19 protein-coding genes and 1 pseudogene are annotated in these 19876 nt (G+C 72.3%); 7 read left to right on the top strand and 13 right to left on the bottom strand.

Annotated features, from left to right (window positions below; translation table 11 throughout):
• Positions 1-196: 196 nt before the first annotated feature.
• Positions 197-649 (top strand): annotated as a pseudogene (locus AC3EQ1_RS03620) (DUF4396 domain-containing protein); the annotation flags it as partial.
• Positions 650-718: 69 nt separating this feature from the next.
• Here the strand turns inward: AC3EQ1_RS03620 and AC3EQ1_RS03615 are convergent.
• From AC3EQ1_RS03615 to AC3EQ1_RS03605, 3 genes are all read right to left on the bottom strand, one after another.
• Positions 719-2344 (bottom strand): FAD-binding oxidoreductase, encoded by a 1626-nt coding sequence (locus AC3EQ1_RS03615; RefSeq protein ID WP_432092752.1) that lies wholly within the window; start codon positions 2342-2344, stop codon positions 719-721.
• A 111-nt stretch (positions 2345-2455) separates the two neighbouring features.
• Positions 2456-2614: a hypothetical protein gene (locus AC3EQ1_RS03610; RefSeq protein WP_432092751.1), complete on the bottom strand. Its 159-nt coding sequence runs from the start codon at positions 2612-2614 to the stop codon at positions 2456-2458.
• The gene (locus AC3EQ1_RS03605) at positions 2611-3213 is read right to left on the bottom strand and encodes a TetR/AcrR family transcriptional regulator (protein ID WP_432092750.1); all 603 of its coding nucleotides are present in this window, start codon (positions 3211-3213) and stop codon (positions 2611-2613) included. The genes AC3EQ1_RS03610 and AC3EQ1_RS03605 overlap by 4 nt, the downstream gene beginning before the upstream one ends.
• 332 nt (positions 3214-3545) lie before the next feature.
• On the opposite strand from AC3EQ1_RS03605, the gene AC3EQ1_RS03600 reads away from it, so the two are divergent.
• Positions 3546-4559, top strand: coding sequence for an NADP-dependent oxidoreductase (locus tag AC3EQ1_RS03600; RefSeq protein ID WP_432092749.1), 1014 nt, complete (start codon positions 3546-3548; stop codon positions 4557-4559).
• 129 nt (positions 4560-4688) lie between these two features.
• Here the strand turns inward: AC3EQ1_RS03600 and AC3EQ1_RS03595 are convergent, their stop codons facing one another.
• Positions 4689-5426, bottom strand: coding sequence for an SDR family oxidoreductase (locus AC3EQ1_RS03595; RefSeq protein WP_432092748.1), 738 nt, complete (start codon positions 5424-5426; stop codon positions 4689-4691).
• A gap of 189 nt (positions 5427-5615) precedes the next feature.
• On the opposite strand from AC3EQ1_RS03595, the gene AC3EQ1_RS03590 reads away from it, so the two are divergent.
• On the top strand, positions 5616-6188 hold the full coding sequence (locus AC3EQ1_RS03590; RefSeq protein WP_432092747.1) for a TetR/AcrR family transcriptional regulator: 573 nt from the start codon (positions 5616-5618) through the stop codon (positions 6186-6188).
• A 248-nt stretch (positions 6189-6436) separates the two neighbouring features.
• Here AC3EQ1_RS03590 and glpK read toward each other — a convergent pair whose 3' ends face one another.
• The 5 genes from glpK to AC3EQ1_RS03565 all read right to left on the bottom strand — a co-directional run bounded on the left by glpK (position 6437) and on the right by AC3EQ1_RS03565 (position 13080).
• Positions 6437-7954 carry a glycerol kinase GlpK gene (glpK, locus tag AC3EQ1_RS03585; protein ID WP_432092746.1) on the bottom strand — a complete coding sequence of 506 codons (1518 nt, stop codon included), beginning with the start codon at positions 7952-7954 and terminating at the stop codon, positions 6437-6439.
• A gap of 78 nt (positions 7955-8032) precedes the next feature.
• A complete protein-coding gene (locus AC3EQ1_RS03580; RefSeq protein ID WP_432092745.1) occupies positions 8033-8875 on the bottom strand; it encodes an MIP/aquaporin family protein in 843 nt (280 codons plus the stop codon).
• A 323-nt stretch (positions 8876-9198) separates the two neighbouring features.
• Positions 9199-10350, bottom strand: coding sequence for an amidohydrolase family protein (locus AC3EQ1_RS03575; protein ID WP_432092744.1), 1152 nt, complete (start codon positions 10348-10350; stop codon positions 9199-9201).
• Entirely contained in the window at positions 10351-11703 is a 1353-nt protein-coding gene (locus AC3EQ1_RS03570) for a type I glutamate--ammonia ligase (RefSeq protein ID WP_432092743.1), read from the bottom strand.
• A 585-nt stretch (positions 11704-12288) separates the two neighbouring features.
• The gene (locus AC3EQ1_RS03565; RefSeq protein ID WP_432092742.1) at positions 12289-13080 is read right to left on the bottom strand and encodes an SDR family NAD(P)-dependent oxidoreductase; all 792 of its coding nucleotides are present in this window, start codon (positions 13078-13080) and stop codon (positions 12289-12291) included.
• A 110-nt stretch (positions 13081-13190) separates the two neighbouring features.
• On the opposite strand from AC3EQ1_RS03565, the gene AC3EQ1_RS03560 reads away from it, so the two are divergent.
• Positions 13191-13763: a TetR/AcrR family transcriptional regulator gene (locus tag AC3EQ1_RS03560; protein ID WP_432092741.1), complete on the top strand. Its 573-nt coding sequence runs from the start codon at positions 13191-13193 to the stop codon at positions 13761-13763.
• Between the two features lie 243 nt (positions 13764-14006).
• Here the strand turns inward: AC3EQ1_RS03560 and AC3EQ1_RS03555 are convergent, their stop codons facing one another.
• Both AC3EQ1_RS03555 and AC3EQ1_RS03550 read right to left on the bottom strand, forming a co-directional pair.
• Positions 14007-14957, bottom strand: coding sequence for a CapA family protein (locus tag AC3EQ1_RS03555; protein ID WP_432092740.1), 951 nt, complete (start codon positions 14955-14957; stop codon positions 14007-14009).
• A 316-nt stretch (positions 14958-15273) separates the two neighbouring features.
• Positions 15274-15744, bottom strand: coding sequence for a MarR family winged helix-turn-helix transcriptional regulator (locus AC3EQ1_RS03550; RefSeq protein ID WP_432092739.1), 471 nt, complete (start codon positions 15742-15744; stop codon positions 15274-15276).
• Between the two features lie 140 nt (positions 15745-15884).
• On the opposite strand from AC3EQ1_RS03550, the gene AC3EQ1_RS03545 reads away from it, so the two are divergent.
• From AC3EQ1_RS03545 to AC3EQ1_RS03535, 3 genes are all read left to right on the top strand, one after another.
• Positions 15885-16259, top strand: a complete 375-nt coding sequence (locus tag AC3EQ1_RS03545) for a DoxX family protein (protein ID WP_432092738.1) — start codon at positions 15885-15887, stop codon at positions 16257-16259.
• A 68-nt stretch (positions 16260-16327) separates the two neighbouring features.
• A complete protein-coding gene (locus AC3EQ1_RS03540) occupies positions 16328-16936 on the top strand; it encodes an ester cyclase (protein WP_432092737.1) in 609 nt (202 codons plus the stop codon).
• Between the two features lie 177 nt (positions 16937-17113).
• Positions 17114-17407 carry a type II toxin-antitoxin system Phd/YefM family antitoxin gene (locus AC3EQ1_RS03535; protein WP_432092832.1) on the top strand — a complete coding sequence of 98 codons (294 nt, stop codon included), beginning with the start codon at positions 17114-17116 and terminating at the stop codon, positions 17405-17407.
• A 148-nt stretch (positions 17408-17555) separates the two neighbouring features.
• On the opposite strand, the gene AC3EQ1_RS03530 is transcribed toward AC3EQ1_RS03535, so the two are convergent.
• Positions 17556-18557 carry a zinc-dependent alcohol dehydrogenase family protein gene (locus tag AC3EQ1_RS03530; protein ID WP_432092736.1) on the bottom strand — a complete coding sequence of 334 codons (1002 nt, stop codon included), beginning with the start codon at positions 18555-18557 and terminating at the stop codon, positions 17556-17558.
• 3 nt (positions 18558-18560) lie between these two features.
• Positions 18561-19568: a hypothetical protein gene (locus AC3EQ1_RS03525; protein WP_432092735.1), complete on the bottom strand. Its 1008-nt coding sequence runs from the start codon at positions 19566-19568 to the stop codon at positions 18561-18563.
• Between the last annotated feature and the right edge of the window lie 308 nt (positions 19569-19876).

The raw sequence follows: 19876 nt of genomic DNA, 5'->3' as shown, positions 1-19876 counted from the left end.
TCGCGCACCCCTCGGCCGCCCGCACACCGCACCGGGGTGCGACGAGCCCCGTCCCGCGGGGGCCGGCCGCCGCGCCGCCCGCGCCGGGAGCGAGCCCCGCGCGGACCGTACCCGGCGGCAGCCCCCTGCGGACCGCGCCGCTCAGGGCTCTCCGGACGGTGGCTCCAGCGGTTCCAGTGGCGCGGGTGGCCCCGGCGGTACGGGTGGCCCCGGCGGTTCCGGGTGGGGTGTCGCCGTCCGCGCGACGCTGCACTGCCTGACCGGCTGCGCCATCGGCGAGGTCCTCGGCATGATCATCGGGGTCCGGCTCGGACTGTCCATGGGTGTCACCATCGCCCTCGCGGTGATCCTCGCCTTCGTCTTCGGGTACGCCCTGACGATGCGCGGCATGCTCCGCGCCGGAGTCTCCCTGAAGCAGGCGCTCCGGATCGCCCTCGCCGCGGACACCCTGTCGATCATGGTGATGGAGCTCGTCGACAACCTCGTGCTGGTCGTCGTCCCCGGGGCCATGGCGGCGGAACTCGCCGACGGGCTGTTCTGGGGAGCGCTGGCGTTCGCGCTGGCCGTCGCCTTCGTGGTGACCGTTCCGGTGAACCGCTGGATGATCGCCCGCGGCCGCGGCCACGCCGTCGTCCACGCCCGCCACTGAGGGGCGCCCGCACAGGGACCAGCCATCCCTGAGGGGCGCCCATGAGGGGTGTCAGGAGGAGTGCCTGGCTCAGTCGGACGGCCGTACCGACAGGGCGTGCCGGAAGTGGTTCCGTGGATCCCACGTCCGCTTCACCCGTTGGAGCCGGGCGTAGTTGTTCCCGTAGTAGAGGGCGTGCCAGGGCACGGAGGAGGTGTTCTGTTCCGGGTCGGCCAGATCGGGGTCGGGATAGTTGATGTAACAGCCGCCGTTGCGCGCGTCATGCGGTGGTACGCCACCGGTTGCGGCGTACACCTTCCGGTAGAGGTCGCGTACCCACTGCTGATGCGCGGCGTCGTCCTTGGCCGACGAGCCGGACGCGGTGAAGATGGCCTTGAGCACACAGGCGCGTTGCGCGACGGCGGTATCGCCGGGGCGGACGGCATTGACCTTGCCGCCGGTGGAGACCAGCCACACCGCGCCCTGCGGACCGGCTTCGGGCTTGGCGGACAGGGCCTGCCACAACACCTGGATCTGCGCGTCGGTGAACCGGTCGCGCAGATACCCGGTCTTGACGACGAAGCGGGAGCCGAGAATGTCCTCACTGTCGCCCGCCGACGTCTGGTTCTCCAGCCAGGGCCGGTACGCCTGCTCGAGGTGATGCGGTGCGCTCGTGCCCGCGGTGAGGGCGGCGACGTATCCGTCCAGTGTGCGCTCGGCCTGCGGGCCGACCACCTGACCCTTCACAATGACCGCGCCGAGCCTGGTCCCGAACAGCAGCAGCGCGCTGTGCAGGGCGGTGCCGGGGGAACCCGGCGCGCTGTTGGCGGCGTGCCATCGGCCGTGCCGGCGGACCAGCCGGGTGAACGATTCGTGGTCGAGCTGGTCCCATTTCCACAGCAGTTGGAAGTCCAGCACCCGCGCGGGCGGGCGCGGCAGCAGGTGCTGCGGGTCGTCGCCGTCCGCACCGGGTGTACGCAGCCAATAGCGGGTCACCACACCGAAATTGCCGCCGCCGCCTCCTGTGTGCGCCCACCACAGGTCGCGGTGGGGATCGTGGGGCTCACGGGTGGCCACGGTGACCCGTACCGCGTTCGAGGCGTCGACGGTCACGACCTCGACGGCGTACAGATGGTCGACGCCCAGCCCGTGCAGCCGGGACATCGCGCCGTGCCCACCGCCCATGATGTGCCCGCCCGCCCCGACCTCAGGGCAGCTGCCGAGCGGGACGGTCACTCCCCACCCGAGGAACAGCCGCCGGTACAGCTCCCCGAGCTGTACGCCCGGTTCGACCGCAAAGGCCCGCCGGGCGGGGTCGTACCACAGGCCGGTCATCCCGGCCAGGTCGATGATGACCTCGGTGTCGGGGTTGTCGACGAAGTCGGCGAAGCAGCCTCCCCCGCTGCGTACGGCGATGCGTTTCCCGGCTCTCACCGCCTGGGTGACCGCGGCGACGACCTGGTCGGTGGAGGAGGCCAGGTGAACGTAGTCCGGCTTGGCGCGGAACCGCTGGTTGGTGCCCCTGGCGACCAGATCGGGGTATCGGGTGTCGCGGGGGCCGACCTTGTCGCCCGGCATCGGCGGCGGGCAGGTGGCGGGCGTCGCTGCGGCGGCCGGCCGGGGCCCGGCCCAGCCGCCGACACCGTCAGCGGCGAGGCCACCCACCGCGCCGACGGTCAGACCGGCCAGAACGGCGCGGCGGTCAGGTAAGTTCATCAAACTTCCTCCTGGGAAATCCATATATGAAGGTGGTGGGGAAGTGCCGGGCACGCCAGGCGAGCCCGAGATGCGCTGAAGCGTGGTGCGGATCCGGAAGTCGGCCGGCCATCACCGGTGGATGAAGATCCGCCCGCTACGCAGCAGGCCCGGCGTCAGCAGCATCCGGATGGGGATCGGCAGCGTGCCGGAACTGGTGCTGTCGAGCGGGCTGAGCCCCGTCAGCCCCAGCCTGAGCCCCGTCGGCCCCAGCGCGAGCGCGGGCGTCATCCCACCCCGCCTCGGTCGAACGTTCGATCGACGTACGCCCGCAGTGCCGCACGCGAACTCGCGGCGTCGAAGCCGCTGGTGGCCGCGTGATGCAGGCACAGCCCGTCCACGAAAGCCACCAATGCCGCGGCCTCGGCCCTGACGTCGAGGTCGAGGTCGAGCTCCCCCGCTCGTTGAGCTCCCTTGAGGGCCTCGGTGAGGCCGTCGATCAGCTCGGTGACCCCCGCCTGGTGAATCGCGGCCATCTCCCGGTCGGTGAGCGAGGCCTGGACGAAGCTCAGCCAGACGCCCAACTCCCCCTCCCGCTCGGGCTCCAGCGGCAGGATCTGCTCCATCAGCGCAACGACGACCTCCCGGACCGGAAGCCCGATCGGGACTCGATGCACCCGCTCCTGCGTACGTCGGCAGACGTAGTCGAACCCGAACCGCAGTAGTTCGTCCTTGGAGCGGAAGCAGCGCTGCACCAAGCCCACCGACACCCCGGCCGCGGCCGCGACATCCGTCAGGGTGGTCCGCATCAGTCCTCGCTCGGCGACCGTGGCCAGCAGCGCTTCGGCGACCTGGATTCTTCGTGCCTCGGTAGCGGCATGTTGGGTCATCGATAAAATATTATCCACATATTCTTTTCCTCGCAATAGCCGGCCCACTCATCTCTGAGGCCCACCCATCCCTGAGGCGAACCCAGTGCTGGGGGTGCCGGGTACTGGTGACCCGCTCGGCCCCGTTCCGTCGCCGGCCCCCGGGGTGGGGGTCGAGCGGCCGGGCCGGGTGACTCGGTCCTTGCTTCCGCGGCAGATTCGGAGCTACCCTGCCGTGTCATACCGACCGGTCGGTAGCCAATGTGTCCGTAGTCACCGTGCCCGTGGCCGCCGTGCCCGTAGCCGCCTTGACTGTGGCCACCTTGTCGGGGCCACCCTGAGGAGCCGCTCACATGTCCCGCACCCAGCAGCAGATCCGACTCGCCGCACGACCCGTGGGCCTGCCCGGGGCCGGCGATTGGGAGCACGTCGAGGCGCCCATCGGCGAACCCCGCGAGGGGGAGCTGCTGGTACGGGTGATCCACATATCGCTCGACCCGGCCATGCGCGGCTGGATGAACGAGGGCAAGTCCTACATTCCCCCGGTGGGCATCGGTGAGGTGATGCGGGCCGCCGCGGTGGGCCGGGTCGTGTCCTCGCGGCACCCGAAGTTCGCCGAGGGCGACTACGTGTCGGGCGTCTTCGGAGTCCAGGAGTACTGCGTGTCGGACGGGCGCGGCGTCACCAAGGCCGACCCCGGACTCGCCCCGCTCCCGCGGTACCTGGGGACCCTGGGGGCGACCGGGATGACGGCGTACTTCGGCCTGATCGACATCGGCCGCCCCGAGCCGGGGCAGACCGTCGTGGTCTCCGGCGCGGCCGGCGCGGTCGGCAGCGTGGTGGGGCAGATCGCCAAGATCCTGGGCTGCCGGGTCGTCGGCATCGCCGGCGGCGAGCGCAAGTGCCGGATGCTCGTGGACGAGCTCGGCTTCGACGCCGCCGTCGACTACCGGAGCCAGGACGTGAAGCAGGCGCTGCGCGAACACGCCCCGGACGGTGTCGACGTCTACTTCGACAACGTCGGCGGCGACATCCTCGACGCCGTGCTGACCCGGCTGGCGCGCGGCGCCCGGATCGTCATCTGCGGCGCGATCTCCCAGTACAACAGCGTCGACGGGGCGAAGGGCCCGGCCAACTACCTGTCGCTGCTGGTCAACCGCGCCTCCATGACCGGCATGGTGGTCTTCGACTACGTCGACCGGTACGCCGAGGCCGCGGCCCGGCTGGCCGAGTGGCAGGCCGAGGGCCGGCTCACCTCGGTGCAGGACGTCGTCGAGGGCACGGTGGCCGACTTCCCCGAGACGCTGCTCCGGCTGTTCCGCGGCGAGAACACCGGCAAGCTCGTGCTGACCATCGCGGACGAGTGACGAGTGCGGCCCCGGGGGCATCGGCCCGGCGATGACCGGTGAGAACGGTCATGGTCGGGCCGGTGCCACCGGTGGCGATCGTTCGCCCGGCAGCTCGGGCGTGGACGTGAGCGGCTCCCGCGCCGTTTGTCAGGCCTGCGCGGTGGGCCGGACGACGATCTCGCTGACGTCGACGCCCGCGGGCTGCTCGATCGCGTAGCCGATGGCGGAGGCGACGGCGGACGGCGGGATGGCGATCTCGTCGCGCTGCCGGATCATCGCGGCCGCGACCTCGGGGCCGGCTCCCTTGCCCACGCCCTCGGTGTGGGTGAAGCCGGGCGAGACGAGGGTCACCCGCAGGTCGGGGCCCGATTCCTGGCGCAGACCTTCGGTGAGCACCTTCACCGCCGTCTTGGTGGCCGCGTAGACGCCCTGCGGGGATTTGACGACGTGGGCCGCGGTGGAGCCGACGTTGACGAACTGGCCGGAGCGCTGCCGGCGGAAGACGGGCAGCGCCGCCCCGATGCCGTTGAGCAGGCCGGTGATGTGGGTGGAGACCATGGCGTCCCAGTCGTCCTGGCGCAGGTCGTCGAAGGGCGAGACGGCCATCGTCCCCGCATTGGAGACGAGGACGTCGAGCCGGCCGAACCGGTCGAGGGCCGTGTCCGTCAGGCGTACGAGGTCCTCGCGGCGCGTGACGTCGGCGATGACGCCGGTGGCGGTGCCGCCCTGGGCCGTGATGCTCTCCACGACCGTGTTCAGCCGGTCCTTCCGGCGGGCGCCGAGGACGAGCCGGGCGCCCCATTCGGCGAGGTGGATCGCGGTCGCTTCGCCGATGCCGCTGCTGGCACCCGTGATCGCAACGACCTTGCCCTGGATGCCCGGCATGATCAGCTTCAGCTTCCTTCGGTGGATGCGCGCTTCCCTCGGTGGGTTCGCGCGGTCGGAGCGGTGCCCTACAGTGAAAACGGGGGAGTCCCCACTTGTCTCTCAGATTAAGTGGGGGCTTCTCCGTTCAGCAAGTGGCGCCTGCGTGCGGCACGTTGAAGGGCACCGGAGAGGGGATGGCGAGCACTGATGACCGACGGAGCGCACCGGCCGTTGCGGGCTGACGCACGGCGCAACAGGGAGAAGATCCTCACCGCCGCGGTGCGCGTGTTCACGACGCAGGGGCTGGACACGCAGATGGAGCGCATCGCCCAGGAGGCGGGCGTGGGCAGCGCGACCCTGTACCGCAACTTCCCCACCCGGGAGGCGTTGGTCGAGGCGGTCTACCGCAACGAGGTGGCCCACCTGTGCGACGCGGCCCCCGCTCTGCTCGCGCAGCAGCCACCGGCCGAAGCCCTGCGCGCGTGGACACGCCTCTTCCTGGACTACGTCACCGCCAAATACGGCATGATCGACGCCCTGCGCGCCATCGCCGCGACCGGAGACAACCCCTACGGTCACAGCCGGGAAATGATCCAGGCCGCCATCACCTCGCTCATGGACGCGTGCGCGGCCGCCGGGACGATCCGTACCGACATCGGGCCCGCCGACCTCGGCGCCGCTCTCGAAGGCATCGCCCTCACCTCGGCGGGCGCCGAACACCGGCAGCAAGCCGAGCGCTTGCTCGACCTCACCCTGGACGGCCTCACGGTCCGTCCGTGATGACACGCGCCGTGAGGACACGCGCCGTGAGCACACGCGCCCGTGAGGACACCTGCCCGGGCGCGCTGTCACAGGGCATCGCGCGGCCACCCCTCGCCGGTCCCGTCCGGTTCCACCGGTTCCCCTTGGCCGGAGGGACCGCAGGGCCGGAGTGACCGCGTCCGCACCCCGGCATGCGGAGGGCCGGAGCCGATGACGACGATGAGGATGTCGACGACGGCTCCGGCCCTCCGGCCGCAGGACCGGGGTCAGGTGACCTTCACCCAGTCCAGGCTGCGCTGCACGGCCTTCTTCCACTCGTCGTAGCCCGCCTGCCGCCGGTCCTCGCTCCACTGCGGCTCCCAGCGCTTGGACTCCTGCCAGTGGGAGCGCAGTTCGTCCTCGTCCCGCCAGAAGCCCGTGGCAAGCCCGGCCGCGTAGGCGGCGCCGAGCGCGGTCGTCTCGGCGACCACCGGACGGCTGACCGGAACCCCCAGGACATCGGCCTGGATCTGCATGCAGAGGTCGTTGGCGGTGACGCCGCCGTCCACCTTCAGCACGTCCAGGTGCACCCCGGAGTCCTGCTCCATGGCGTCCGCGACGTCGCGGCTCTGGTAGCAGATGGCCTCCAGGGTGGCCCGCGCCAGGTGCCCGTTGGTGTTGTACCGGGTCAGCCCGACGATGGCGCCCCGGGCGTCGGACCGCCAGTAGGGGGCGAAGAGGCCGGAGAACGCGGGGACGAAGTAGACCCCGCCGTTGTCCTCCACGGTGCGGGCCAGCCGCTCGCTCTCGGCCGCGTCGGTGATGATCTTCATCTGGTCGCGCAGCCACTGCACCGCGGCGCCCGTGACGGCCATGGAGCCCTCCAGGGCGTAGACCGCGGGGCTGTCGCCGAACTGGTAGGCCACGGTGGTGAGCAGCCCGTGCTGCGAACGGACCAGGTCGGTCCCGGTGTTGAGGACCAGGAAGTTGCCCGTCCCGTAGGTGTTCTTGGCCTGTCCGGGGGAGAAGCACACCTGGCCCACGGTCGCCGCCTGCTGGTCGCCGAGCACCGCCGTGATGGGGATCGCGGCGCGCAGCGGACGGGAGGTACGGGCCTGGCCGTACGCCTCCGCGTGCGACGAGGGATTGATCTTCGGCAGCATCCGGCGGGGGATGCCGAAGATCTGGAGCAGTTCGTCGTCCCAGTCCAGCGTCTCCAGGTTCATCAGCATGGTGCGGCTGGCGTTGGTCACATCGGTGGCGTGAATGCCCCCGTCCGGACCGCCGGTGAGGTTCCACAGCACCCAGCAGTCGGTGTTGCCGAAGATCGCCCGGCCCGACTCGGCGGCCTCGCGCAGCCCGTCGACGTTCTCCATCAGCCACTTGATCTTGCCGCCGGAGAAGTAGGTGGCCGGCGGCAGGCCCGCCTTGCGGCGGATGGTGTCGCCGTGGCCGTCCCGCTCCAGGGCGGAGGCGATGGTGTCGGTGCGGGTGTCCTGCCAGACGATGGCGTTGTAGTAGGGGCGGCCCGTGGCGGGGTCCCAGACGACCGTCGTCTCGCGCTGGTTGGTGATGCCGACCGCCGCCAGGTCGGAGGCCGACAGACCGCCGTCCCGGATGGCGTTCTGCATCACCGTGTTGGTGCGCTCCCAGATCTCCACCGGGTCGTGCTCGACCCATCCCGACCGCGGCAGGATCTGGGCGTGCTCCAGCTGATGCCGCGCCACCTCGTTGCCGTCGTGGTCGAAGATCATGAAACGGGTACTGGTGGTTCCCTGGTCCACCGCACCGACGAACTCTGGCATCGCTGCCGCCTCTCCTGTCTTCGTACGGGCCCGTCTGGGTACGGGATGTGTTCTCGGCTCCGGGCGACGCGGGTCGGATCAGCCCTCGGGCGTGGGCAGCCGGCCCACTTCCTGCTGTTCGGACACCGGGAGGAAGCGGCCGACGAACAGTTTGTAGAGCGCCGCGCCGAGGGGACCGCCGATGAAGGGACCGACGATGGGCACCCAGAAGTAGAGATTGCCGTACTGATCTCGCCAGGCCGAGTCGTAGCCGGTGATGAAGCTGGCGAGCCGGGGGCCGAAGTCACGGGCCGGGTTGATCGCGTACCCGGCGTCCGTACCCCAGGCCATGCCGATCGCCACCACGATGAGCCCGATGATGAACGGGCCGAGGTTGGCGCCGGGCGCCGTGTTGAGCAGGTCGGTGACGGCGAAGACCAGCAGCACCAGGATCGCGGTGCCGATGATCTGGTCGCGGAACGCCCCCCACTCGCTCACCGGCAGCGCGCCGTTGCCCGGGAGCGTGGAGAAGACGAACTGGGTCTTGAGGGTGTGGCCCGGGTCGGACGCGGCCAGCACCTCGGTGTAGTTCCAGCGCACCAGGAGCGCCGCGACGAACGCGCCCGCGGTCTGCGCCAGGGTGTACGGCACGACCTTCTTCCAGGGGAAGCCCTTGAAGGCCGCCAGGGAGAGGGTCACCGCGGGGTTGATGTGGGCACCACTGAGCCGCGCGGCGACATAGATGCCGAGCGTGACACCGAGGCCCCACGCCCAGGCGATGCTGTCGTGGTCGCCGAGGGCGCCGTCGGCCAGGATCGCGCCGGTCACCACCTGCGCGACCACACCGCAGCCGAACAGGATGAGGATCATGGTGCCGGCGAACTCGGCGGAGAGTTCGCCGAACAGTCCTGTTCTGTGGAACGGCATCTTGTTCTGAGCCATGGATTACCCGCTTCCCGACGGTTCGGCTGCGGCCGTATGGGCCCACGTCCCCCTCATGGTGTGCGGGGAGATACGGGATCCGCCCGCGGGGTACGGCCGTCCGGGGGAAGGGATGCCTCGAAGAGACCCCGGATGGACCAGCCCGGCCCGTGACGGAGGGGCGCCGTCGCGGGCGAGGCCCGTTACGGGCGGGGCTCGTCCACGGGCGGGGCTCGTCATGAACGGGGCCGGGCCGGCCGGGACCCGCTGTGGAGGGCCCGCTCCGGACGAGGCACCGGCGGCACCCGGCGGGCCCGGACGGGTTGCGGGGACCGGAGGAGGCATCAGGGGCGGGAGCGGTCCAGCCCGTACACCCGTCGCGCGGTGTCCGCCCCGATCAGGGCCGCCACCCGGGCCGCGTCACCGGCCGCCCAACTCCCCTCGGACACCCAGCCGGTGAGCAGCCGGGTGAGCGCCGTGGTGAACAGCCGGGCGCCCACCACGTACAGCTCCGGCAGCCCGTAGGCGTCGGTGGAGAACATCAGCTTGCCGAAGGGCGCCAGTTCCAGCATCTCGGCGAGTACCGCCTCGGCCCGGACACCGGTGTGCGACAGGGCCAGCCCCATGTCGGCGTACACATGCGGGAAGGCGTGGGCGAGATAGCCGGCGCCCCGGTGGTACGGATAGCCGTGCAGCAGGACCAGCGTGCACCCCGTCGGGCGGACGGCCCGGACGAAGTCGGTGAGCAGCAGCGGGTCGCAGCGGTGCAGCCGCAGATCCGGGTCGCCGAAGCCGGTGTGCAGCTGCAGCGGCAGCGCCGTCCCGGCGGCGGACCAGAGCAGATGGCGCAGCAGCACCGGGTCGCTCAGCCGGCCGCCCGCCGCGCGCCCGGCGAGCCACCGGGCCGCCGCCGTGCGCACCGCGCCCCGGTCGGGCGGCGCCGGGTCGAAGTCCAGCCCGTACCGGTACCCGGTCACCGACTTGAAGCCCGCCGCGTCCCGGGCGGCGTCGGTGACGGCGTCGTCCAGCCGGCTCAGGAACGCCCCGGAGGTCTCCGCGCCGTCCGCGACCCGCTCCGCCAGCGTCTCCAGCCGGACGATCTCGCGCGCGGTGCCGACCCCGGCCTCCGCGATCTCCTGCGGCCCCGTCAGATCACCGGGCAGCCCGGTGTCGACCAGGAACGTGCCGATGCCCGCGCCGCGCAGCAGCCGCCGGGTCACCTCCGCCGCGCCCAGCTCCCGGCGCCGCTCCAGGTAGCGGTCGGGCGGGCAGTGCGGTTCGAGGTCCAGCAGCGGGGGACACCAGCGGCGCACGGCGAAGCCCAGCTGGGTGTCGAAGTACGTGGTGCCGGGCGCGGCGGGGGCGTCGGACTCCGTGAGGAACCCCTCGAACGCCTCGGGTTCCAGGTCCGTACGGGCCACGCCGTGGCAGTGGTGGTCCACCAGCGGAGGCAGCGCGAGGCCCGGCGGTGTCTGCGACGGGGGCTCGGCCGGCACTCAGTACCGTCCCCGGGTGGCGTCCGCGATCGCCTGGGGCGCGGCCCCCGCGAACAGCTCCGCCTCGGCCCGGCGGACCGCGGCCACCGCGTCGAACAGCGGGTCCCCGAGCGCCTCCCGGAGCAGCGCCGACCGTTCGAAGTGCTCCAGGGCGCCGGTCAGCGAGTCCGGGAGGCGGTCCGCGCCGCCCACCAGGGCCGGGTCGCCGGAGACGGGGGCGGGCAGCGACAGCCCCGCGTCGATCCCGGCGAGCCCCGCCGCGATGACGCCACCGGTCACCAGATACGGGTTGGCCGCCGCGTCGAAGCACTTCACCTCGGCGTTCGCCCCCTCGGGGTCGTCGGGCGCGCCCGGGATGAAACGGAGCGCGGCCTCCCGGTTCTCCGGGCCCCAGCACTGGAACGCACCGGCCCAGCGCGACGGTGCGAGCCGCAGATAGCTCGCGACCGACGGGGCACCCAGCGCCAGGAGTGCGGGCAGCTCCTCCAGCACACCCGCGAGGAAGGACTCGCCCAGCTTCGTCATGCCGTACGGCCCGTCGCCTCCCCGGCACAGGTTGTGCTCCCCCTCCCAGAGGCTGAGGTGCAGATGGGCGCCGTTGCCGACCGAGCCCGCCTCGATGACGGGCGCGAAGAGGGCCGTCATCCCGTGCCGTACGGAGACCGCGCGCACCGTCTCTCGGACCAGGACCGCGGTGTCGGCGGCGCCCACCGGACCGTCCGCGGCGACCGACACCTCGAACTGGCCCGGCGAGTACTCGGGGTGGATCTGCAGCACCTCCAACTGCTGTGCGGCGAGGGCGTCACAGACCTCGACGAGGTAGTCCGACAGATCGACCACCCGGGTCATGCCGTAGGCCGGGCCCTCGGTGGGGTACCGGAGTTCGGCACCGTCCGTACGGGCGACGGTCCACTCGGTCTCGAAACCCATCCGCAGCCGGAGGCCGTGCGCCGCGGCGCGCTCCGTCATCCGCCGGGCGAACTGCCGCTGGCAGGCGGGGTAGGGGGCGCCGCCCTGCTCGTACCGGTCCACCGGCGCCCAGGCCAGGCCCGGCTGCGCGGCGAGCGGGGTCAGCCGGTCGAGGTCGGGGAAGAGCCGCAGATCCCCGTCGGGTCCGCCGATATGGGTGCTGGTGGTGCTGGAGTCGTCCACCAGATAGACGTCGAAGACCGGGGACATGCCGACACCCCGCCGGGCCGCCGCGGCCAGCCGCGCCGTGGGCACCACCTTGACGCGGGTGATCCCGGCGTTGTCCACCCAGGTGAGGGCCACCGCGCGGACCCCCTGCGCGGTGAGATGGGCCGCCTCCTGACGGGCCACCAACTCGGCCTGCTTCCGATCCGGCGTCTCCATGCGCGCTCCTCCGTCGAAAAACCGGACCGCGTCGTCGCACAGCACCTGTACGGAACAGCACCCGGACGCGGGCTCACTGAGTCGATCTCCACTGCGCAACGTACAAGGTGATGTCATGCGGGTGGAACGCCGTCGCCGGAAGGCCTGATGAGGGGACGTGTCCCCCCGGATCCGACGGCCGGTGCCGCCCGCAGAGACGGTTCCGCCCCGCTAGCCGGAAGCAGTGCGCCGCCCTACGGCCGGCGCATCCGGGCCTCCTCGCGGGGAGGCGAGCGTTCCGTCCCGGCCCGACCAGCCGGGCACGTCGGACACACGCTGCGAGCGGGACGGGGGGAGGGGCCGCCGGTGCGGACACCGGCGGCCCCTGCAGGACTCTCGGCGTATCGGGCCCCTCACCGGGCGGAGGGCCGCGCCGGGTGCGGACAGAGGGCCTTGTCCGGTGCCCTGCCCGGGACATGTGGTGGCACCGCACCTCGCCGCGTTGCCGGACAGCCCTGGAGCGGAGCCACCAGGGCTCTCCGGCGCCCTGCGACGCACGGCACCGGACCACACGGCCTTCATCGGGCGCTCACCGTGCAAGGCCCCTCAGCGCTTCTTCCGCTGGGACTCCACGATCTGCCGCAGGGCGCCGTCGGCCGCGACGCGCCGCTGCACCCGGGCGGCCAGCCCGGGGAAGAGCCCGCCGATCGCGCTGCCCAGGCGCAGTTCGAGCGGGGCCACGTTCACCTCGGCCCGGTCGCGCTCGATGGCGTCCACGGTGGCGGCGGCCACCTGACCGGGGGAGACCGTACGGACCCCGCCGGGCGTGGCGGCACCCGAGTCGGCGAACATCCCGGCGTCCCGCACGAATCCGGGCTGCACGATCGACACACCGACCCCGGTGCCGTGCAGGTCCTGCCGGAGCCCGTGGGCGAACCCGCGGAGCCCGAACTTCGTCGCGTTGTAGAGCGAGGTCGCGGGGGAGGCGGTGCGGCCCGATATGGAGCCGATGAGGGCGAGATGGCCCGCGCCCGCCGCGACCATCCGGGGTGCCAGCAGCCGGGAGAGCAGCAGGGGCGCCCGGAGGTTCACATCGATGGCCCGGTCGATCTCCTCGGTGCTGTAGTCCAGCGCCTCGCCGCTGGACGGGAGCGCGGCGTTGGCCACCAGGATGTCCACCGGTCCGGCCTCCGCCGCCAGCCGTTCCACATGGGCGCGGTCGGCCAGGTCGGCGACGAGCGGCCGCGCGCCGAGCTCCGCGGCCAGCGGCCGCAGCGCCTCCGGACGGCGTCCGGTGACGAGCAAGGCGGCGCCCCGGGCGGCGAGTTGGCGGGCGAGGGTCCGGCCGATGCCGCCGGTGGCTCCGGTCAGCAGGACGGTCGATCCGGCGATACGCATGAGAACACCTGTCATCCGATTCCGTTCGTTCGAACGGACGATAGCGGAGCTCCGCCGCGGAGGGGGCCCGGGGGCGGATGCGGTCCGGCGGCAATGGAAGAATGCGCGGCATGTCAAGACCGGCCGGAACCCGCGACCGCATCATCCGTGCCGTACTGCGGATCATTGGCGAACACGGCGTGGCCGGTGTGACCAACCGCCGCATCGCCAAGGAAGCGGGCGTCTCGCTCGGCTCGGTCACCTACCACTTCGCCACGCAGCACGAGCTGCTGCGGGAGAGCCTGCGGTCGTTCGTCTCCGAGGAGACGTGCCGGTTCACCGAACTCGCCGCCCAGCACCCGTGCGACGGCACCGATCTGGCGGAGGCGAGCACCCTCGTCGGGCAGGTGGCCGCGAACACCGGCTTCGACAGCGAGCACATCGCCCCGTTCGAGATCTACATCCAGGCCGGGCGAGACCCCCAGCTCCGGACCGCCGCCGCCGAGTGCTTCGCCGCCTACGACCGGCTGGCGGCCTCGATCCTGAGCGCGCTCGGCGTCCCCGACGCGGAACGCGCGGCGAGCGCCGTCGTGGCCCTGGTGATGGGCATCCAGCTCCGGCGGCTCGCCACCGGCTCCGCTGCGGACGACCTGGTCGACGCGCTGCTGATATTCGTCAGCGGCTCGCAGCGCCCGGCCGTCTAGCGGAGTCTTCGGAGCCGGAGCCGGAGCCGGGGCCGGGGCCGGAGCCGGAGCCGGAGTCGGAGCCGGGGAACGGGAACGGCGGGCCCCTGCCCGCCAGCAGCCTGAGCCTTGTCCACGAACGGCCTGAGCCTGGTCCGTGAGCGGCCGGGAACTTGGCCCGGGACCGGCCGGGACTTGGCCCGAGGCCCGCCGGGACCGGCCGGAGCCGACGGCCGGGGTCGGGTCCCGGACCGGGCCTGGCCGCTACCAGGTGACGACCAGTCGGCCGCCCTCCTCGGTCACCTCCGTGCCGAACGCCGCGCACGCCCGGCGGAACCGCCGGGCCGTCCAACGGTGTTCCTCCGGCTCGGCCACCCGGGTGCGGCAGGGGTCGAGCGCCAGCGGCACGGCCTCCAGGCGGACCGGCCGACGCCCGGCGAAGGTGACGAGGAAGAGCAGCCCCAGATCGTTGCGCAACCGCCGGTCGGTGGCGTAGTCGTCGACGAAGTCCCCCAGGTCGTACAGGACATGGTCCTGGACGCCGTGGAAGACATGCGCCGAGTGGCCCGCGACGAGCGTGGCCCCCGCACCGCGGAACGCCCCGGCCGCCGCCCGGACGTGGGGCACGGGACGGGCCACCATGTTCGGGCCCCAGTGCGGGGTGACCACGGTGATGTCGGTGCCGAGCCCGGCGATGCCGTCGAGCAGCCACCGGGGGACCCCGGACGCCAGGTCGGCGTAGGCGGTCCCCGGCCGGTCCGGGCCGGCCGCGAAGTCGGCGGGGTGGTCGGCCACCGCGACGACGCCGACGGCCGTGCCCCCGCGGTGCAGCACGGCCGGTTCCCGCGCCTCCTTCCGGTCGTGGCCCGCGCCCACCCGGGCGATCCCCGCCGCGGACAGGTACCGGAAGGTGTCGGCCAGCGCGTCGGGGCCGAAGTCCAGGGCGTGGTTGTTCGCCAGCGTGACGCAGCCGACCCCGAGACTCCGCAGCACCTCGGCGGCGACGGGCGGCGCCCGGAAGAAGAAGCGCTTGAACGGGTCCGGCCACGGCGTGCCCCGCGCCGAGATCGCGCACTCCAGGTTGAGCACGAACAGATCCGCCTCCCGCGCCGCGGCCACCACCTCGTCCGTGAACAGAGGCTCGTCCGGAAACGCGGCCAGCTGCCGCCCGACGTTCCGTCCGAGCATGGTGTCCCCGGCCAGCGCGAGCTTCATGGCCCGGCCACCGGGGAGGGGGAGGCACCGGCCGGTGCGGGGCCCGGGTGCCGCGGGGTCTCCCCACACGGCACCACGGTCGGCAGCGTGCCGCATGGGGCGGGTGTGGTCTGCACGGGAATCGCCTTCCCCCGTCCCGTTCCCCGGGCGGGCCCGGCTACACCGCGGGTGGGCCCGGCTGAGGGCGGGTGGCTTCGGTTGTACCGATCCCGCCCGATCGGGGTTCGCATGCCGCGCGATACGGGTGCGACGCCGGGCCTGCGGCTGCCTGGCCGTGGCCGGGACGCGCCCTGACCCGATCGCGAGCCGGCCGGGCTCAGGGGCTGTCGGGATCGATGGCGCCGGTGATGCGGCGGCCGATCTCGCGGAGCTGCCTCTGCTGGGCCTTGGTGAGGGGGTCGATCACCAGGCGGCGCACCTCCGCGACATGACCGGGGGCGGAGTCCACGACCTTGTCCCAGCCCTCGTCGGTGAGGACGGCGAGGGTGAAGCGGCCGTCGTCGGGATCGGCGGTGCGGTAGAGCCAGCCCTCCTTCTCCAGGCGTTTGACCGCATGGGAGAGCCGGGAGAGGGAGCCGTCGGTGAAGTCGGCCAGGGTGCTCATCCGCAGCTTGCGCTCCGGGCTCATGGAAAGCCCGGCCAGGATCTGGTACTCGAAGTGGCTGATCCCCGCGTCGCGCTGCAGCTGGACGTCCAGGGCGGCCGGAAGCCGCACCGCGGTGCTGACCAGGGCCAGCCACGTCGCTTGCTCGTCGTCGTCCAGCCAGTGGGGCTCGTCTGCGCTCATGGACCCACTTTAACTTGAACGGTCAACTCGGATGCCCCTCTCCTGCGACTTGAACGTTCAAGATGAATCACTTGACGATTCAAGTGCGATCGGTCTAGTTTCGAGTTGAAGGTTCAATCAAGCAAACGGAAGTGTCCCCCATGAACATCACCTTGTGGATCATTGCGAGCGTCCTGGCCCTGGCCTTCCTCGCGGCCGGCCTGATGAAGGTCGGGATGCCGAAGGAGAAGCTCGCCGCCTCGGGCATGGCCTGGACCGAGGACGTCTCCGCGGGGGTGGTGCGGGCGGTCGGTGCCGTCGAGGTGCTCGGCGCCTTGGGGCTGATCCTCCCCGCCGCGCTCGGCGTCGCGCCGGTCCTGGTGGCCTGGGCCGCCCTCGGACTCGCGGTGACCATGCTGTGCGCCGCCGCGGTGCACCTGCGCCGGAAGGAGATGACGTCGGTCCCGGCCGCTCTGGCGCTGCTCCTCCTGGCCGCCCTCGTGGCCTGGGGCCGCTTCGGCCCCTACGCCTTCTAGGCAGGCCTTGTCGGCCTGAGCTCACCCCCGTTTTTTCCATCAGCGTGATCTTGTAGAAGGGAATCGACATGATCAATCGCCGTAACGTGCTCCGAAGCGGAGGCGCCGCTGCCCTGGGTGCCCTTGCCATCGGCGCGGTAGCCGGCGGAAGTGACCTGGCATCCGCGGCCGCGGGCAGCCGGGAACTGCTCGGCGACCCCGCCTCCACGCCGGAGGCCGAGTCGCTCTGGCCGGCCAACCTCACTTCTGGGGAGCGCAAGCTCCTGGAGATCTTCGATGAGCTGGACTTCGTCGTCTACTCCGGTCAGCAGTGGGACCGGCTCGGTGAGAGCCACGCGCAGAACATCCGCGTCCACTGGCCCGACGGCCATTACACGGACGGCCTCGACCGGCACATCGCCGACATGAAGGGCCAGTTCGTCTGGGCACCGGACACGCGCATCACCGAGCACCCGATCCGTATCGCCAAGGAGAACCTGACCTCGGTGACCGGCGTCATGAAGGGCACCTTCACCCAACCCATGCCGGACGGCAAGGGCGGTTTCATCCAGCCGACGGGCAAGAAGTTCTCCGTCAACATGGCCACGGTCGGCATCTGGAACAAGCACCGAGTGATGGAGGAGGAATTCCTCTTCTGGGACAACCTGACCTTCTATCAGCAGATCGGCCTCGCCTGATCCGCGCTTGGGCCGGCGGTGTGGTCGATCGTCGTGGCGCAGGTGACCTGCTTGAGGGGGGCGTGGAGCGGGTGCCCTTGTCCCGCGACCGTAGTCAGGCGCCTGCACCGGTCTCGCCCACCTGCCTTGCATACCCGGCGACGTACAGTTTCTTATATTTGAAAGGGGTGTGTGACGGTGAAGACCATGTCGTACTCGGAGGCGCGGGCGAAGTACGCGGAGGTGCTCAACGCCGTCACGGACGACCGGGAAGAGATAGTGATCACTCGCGCGGGGCGCGAGCCGGTGGTGATCGTCTCCCTGGAGGACTATGAGTCCTTGAAGGAAACTGCCTACATGCTCCGCAGTCCCGCGAATGCGCGTCGCCTCCTGGCCTCCATCGAGGAGTTGGAGAGCGTTGGCGGGACGGTGCGGGAGTTGGCGGGCCCGGAGTGCGTCTCATCCACAAGGTCGAGGACGACGCGATCCTGATCGCGCAGTGTCGCTACCACTACGAGAACTGACGGACCCGGGGCGCAGACGCGCAGCCTCGGCCAGGCGTCTTCCCGGATCCGTCTCTGCGGGCCGGGGGCGTCGCCTCGCAGACTGGGGGCGGCGCGGTGGAAAGCGAAGACGCCCCCTACGGAACCAGCACCCCCACCCCCGTGATCCGTCCCGCCACCAGGTCCGCGAGGGCTCGGTCGGCGTGGTTCAGGGGGTAGCGGGTCAGGCGGACGCGGGGGCGCAGGCGGGCTGCCTCGGCGAGGCATTCCCGGGCGTCCGCGCGGGTGTTCGCGGTGACGCTGCGCAGGGTCCGTTCCTGGAAGAGGTGGCGTGGGTAGTCCAGCTCCGGGATCGCCGTGAGGTGCACACCCGCCACCGCGAGGGTCCCGCCGCGGTCCAGGGCCTCCAGGGCGGTGGGCACCAGGGCGCCCACCGGGGCGAAGAGGATCGCGGCGTCCAGCGGCTCGGGCGGCGCGGTCGGACCGGCCGAGGCCGCGCCCAGCTCCAGCGCCAGGTGCTGCGCCTCGGGCGACCGGGTGACGACGTGCACGGTGGCGCCGCGGCCGATCGCGAACTGGGCGGCCAGATGGGCCGAGGCCCCGAAGCCGTAGATCCCGAGCCGGCCGCCCTCCGGCAGCTCGGCACGGCGCAGCGCCCGGTGGCCGATGATGCCCGCGCAGAGCAGCGGCGCGGCCTCCTCGGCGCCCCACCCGGCCGGGAGCCGGTGCACGTAACGGGCGTCGGCGACGGTGTAGCGGGCGTAGCCGCCGTCGGTGTCCCAGCCCAGGTAGTGGGAGTGCGGGCACAGGTTCTCGCGTCCGGTGCGGCAGAACCGGCAGGTGCCGCAGGTGCCCGCCAGCCAGGCCGCGCCCACCCGGTCCCCGGCGGAGAAGCCCCTCACCGCGTCCCCGGCGTCGATGATCCGGCCGACCACCTGGTGGCCCGGGGTGCAGGCCTCCTTGTGGGGCGGCAGGTCGCCCTCCGCGAGGTGCAGGTCGGTCCGGCACACCGCGCAGGCCTGGACCTCCAGCAGCAGCCCGTACGGCCCCGGCTCGGGCATCGGGCGCTCCCGCTGGCGCAGCGGGCCCGAGGCGAGGGGGCCGGGCCGCTCCACCACCCAGGCGGACGAGGTCGCCACGGGCTACCTCCCGTCCAGCACGTCCTCGACCGGGAACGCCTCGGCGTGCGCGGCGGGCCGGGAGAGGTGGAACTCGGAGTGGTAGGAGCCGTCGGTCTCCCGGCCCTCGGGGGAGCGGCCGGTGGCGCGGACGGCCTCCAGGGCGTGCCGCCGCTCGGAGTCGTCGCTGAACCGGCGCTGCCGGTAGGTGCGGTCCGCCGCATGCTCCGTGACCAGCCCGAAGGACGTCAGGGTGTCGACGATCGGGCCGTAGTCGACCGTTCTGAGCACGAAGGCCGCCACCCACACCGGTCCCGCGATGGGGCGCAGGATCCGTTCGAAGGTCCGGCTGGTGATGTAGCCGACGCCGCCGGTCACCGTGATCAGCCGGACCGGCTCCAGCGCCCGGACCAGGTCCGGGCTCGGATCGCTGGCCTCCAGGTCCTCGCCGAATCCCGCTGTCAGCAGCCCGGCGGCGGTCGCGTACGCCACCGCGTGGCGGGCCGCGTCGAGCCCCACCACCGGGGCGGGGTCCGCCGACCGGCGGTCGGCGTAGAACTCCCGGTCCTGCTCGATGAGTTGATGGCCGGTCAGGTCTTCCATGTCCGGGGAGGTGTAGCGGCTGTACAGCTCGTCCAGGGTGACGTCGTGGTTGAGCAGCGCCGCGTTGATGCCGTAGGAGCAGCAGACGTCGAGCACCGTGACCGGGCGCCCGGGGCCGCCCTGCGCTGCCCCACCGCGCTCCGTGCCACTGCGCTCCGTCCCACCGCGCTCCGTCCCACCGCGCTCCGGGGCGTCCGCCGCCTCGGCGTCCGCCTCCGCCGCCGCGGCGCGGGCGGCCAGCAGCCGTCGGAAGACCGGCTGGGCGTGCAGTGGTGTCTGGTACTCCAGCGGCTGGAGCCCGCGGAAGTAGGCACGGGGGTCGGGGCGGTCGTAGATGTCGTCGAAGGACGTCTTGCCCTGCCGCCCGTCGTCCGCGGACGAGCCGCCGCCCGGGGCAGCCCCCTCCGCCCCGCCCTGGATTCCGGTCATAGCAGCCCTCGCTGTCCTGGTGCGGTCGGGGCCCGGCGGGCCCCTTCCATCGTGGCAGGGGCCCGCCGGATGTGCCGAGGTGAGGACGCCCCGATGCGGGCCCGGGCTGCCCCCGGCCGGCCTCGGAACCCCGATGGCTCGGGCGGACCGCCGCGGGTCGGGGGACCCGCCGGGGTCGTCCGCCGGGGCCGGGGCGCCCGCCGGGCCTCGGGAGCCCTGGAGGCTCGGGAAGCCCGCCGGGGCCGAGGCAGCCGCCGGGCCGGGGGTTTCCGCCGGTGCCGGGGCCGGACCGGCACCGCCGGAAGCAC

This window comes from Streptomyces sp. bgisy100, from assembly GCF_057709105.1.
Note: the sequence above shows the minus strand (reverse complement) of the source record. Positions and strands in the feature narration are given on the sequence as shown.

Coding starts and splice junctions, on each gene's coding strand:
- AC3EQ1_RS03615 (WP_432092752.1), bottom strand. CDS start 2,344: ATGAACTTACCTGACCGCCGCGCCGTTCTGGCCGGTCTGACCGTCGGC.
- AC3EQ1_RS03610 (WP_432092751.1), bottom strand. CDS start 2,614: ATGACGCCCGCGCTCGCGCTGGGGCCGACGGGGCTCAGGCTGGGGCTG.
- AC3EQ1_RS03605 (WP_432092750.1), bottom strand. CDS start 3,213: ATGACCCAACATGCCGCTACCGAGGCACGAAGAATCCAGGTCGCCGAA.
- AC3EQ1_RS03600 (WP_432092749.1), top strand. CDS start 3,546: ATGTCCCGCACCCAGCAGCAGATCCGACTCGCCGCACGACCCGTGGGC.
- AC3EQ1_RS03595 (WP_432092748.1), bottom strand. CDS start 5,426: ATGCCGGGCATCCAGGGCAAGGTCGTTGCGATCACGGGTGCCAGCAGC.
- AC3EQ1_RS03590 (WP_432092747.1), top strand. CDS start 5,616: ATGACCGACGGAGCGCACCGGCCGTTGCGGGCTGACGCACGGCGCAAC.
- glpK (WP_432092746.1), bottom strand. CDS start 7,954: ATGCCAGAGTTCGTCGGTGCGGTGGACCAGGGAACCACCAGTACCCGT.
- AC3EQ1_RS03580 (WP_432092745.1), bottom strand. CDS start 8,875: ATGGCTCAGAACAAGATGCCGTTCCACAGAACAGGACTGTTCGGCGAA.
- AC3EQ1_RS03570 (WP_432092743.1), bottom strand. CDS start 11,703: ATGGAGACGCCGGATCGGAAGCAGGCCGAGTTGGTGGCCCGTCAGGAG.
- AC3EQ1_RS03565 (WP_432092742.1), bottom strand. CDS start 13,080: ATGCGTATCGCCGGATCGACCGTCCTGCTGACCGGAGCCACCGGCGGC.
- AC3EQ1_RS03560 (WP_432092741.1), top strand. CDS start 13,191: ATGTCAAGACCGGCCGGAACCCGCGACCGCATCATCCGTGCCGTACTG.
- AC3EQ1_RS03555 (WP_432092740.1), bottom strand. CDS start 14,957: ATGAAGCTCGCGCTGGCCGGGGACACCATGCTCGGACGGAACGTCGGG.
- AC3EQ1_RS03550 (WP_432092739.1), bottom strand. CDS start 15,744: ATGAGCGCAGACGAGCCCCACTGGCTGGACGACGACGAGCAAGCGACG.
- AC3EQ1_RS03545 (WP_432092738.1), top strand. CDS start 15,885: ATGAACATCACCTTGTGGATCATTGCGAGCGTCCTGGCCCTGGCCTTC.
- AC3EQ1_RS03540 (WP_432092737.1), top strand. CDS start 16,328: ATGATCAATCGCCGTAACGTGCTCCGAAGCGGAGGCGCCGCTGCCCTG.
- AC3EQ1_RS03525 (WP_432092735.1), bottom strand. CDS start 19,568: ATGACCGGAATCCAGGGCGGGGCGGAGGGGGCTGCCCCGGGCGGCGGC.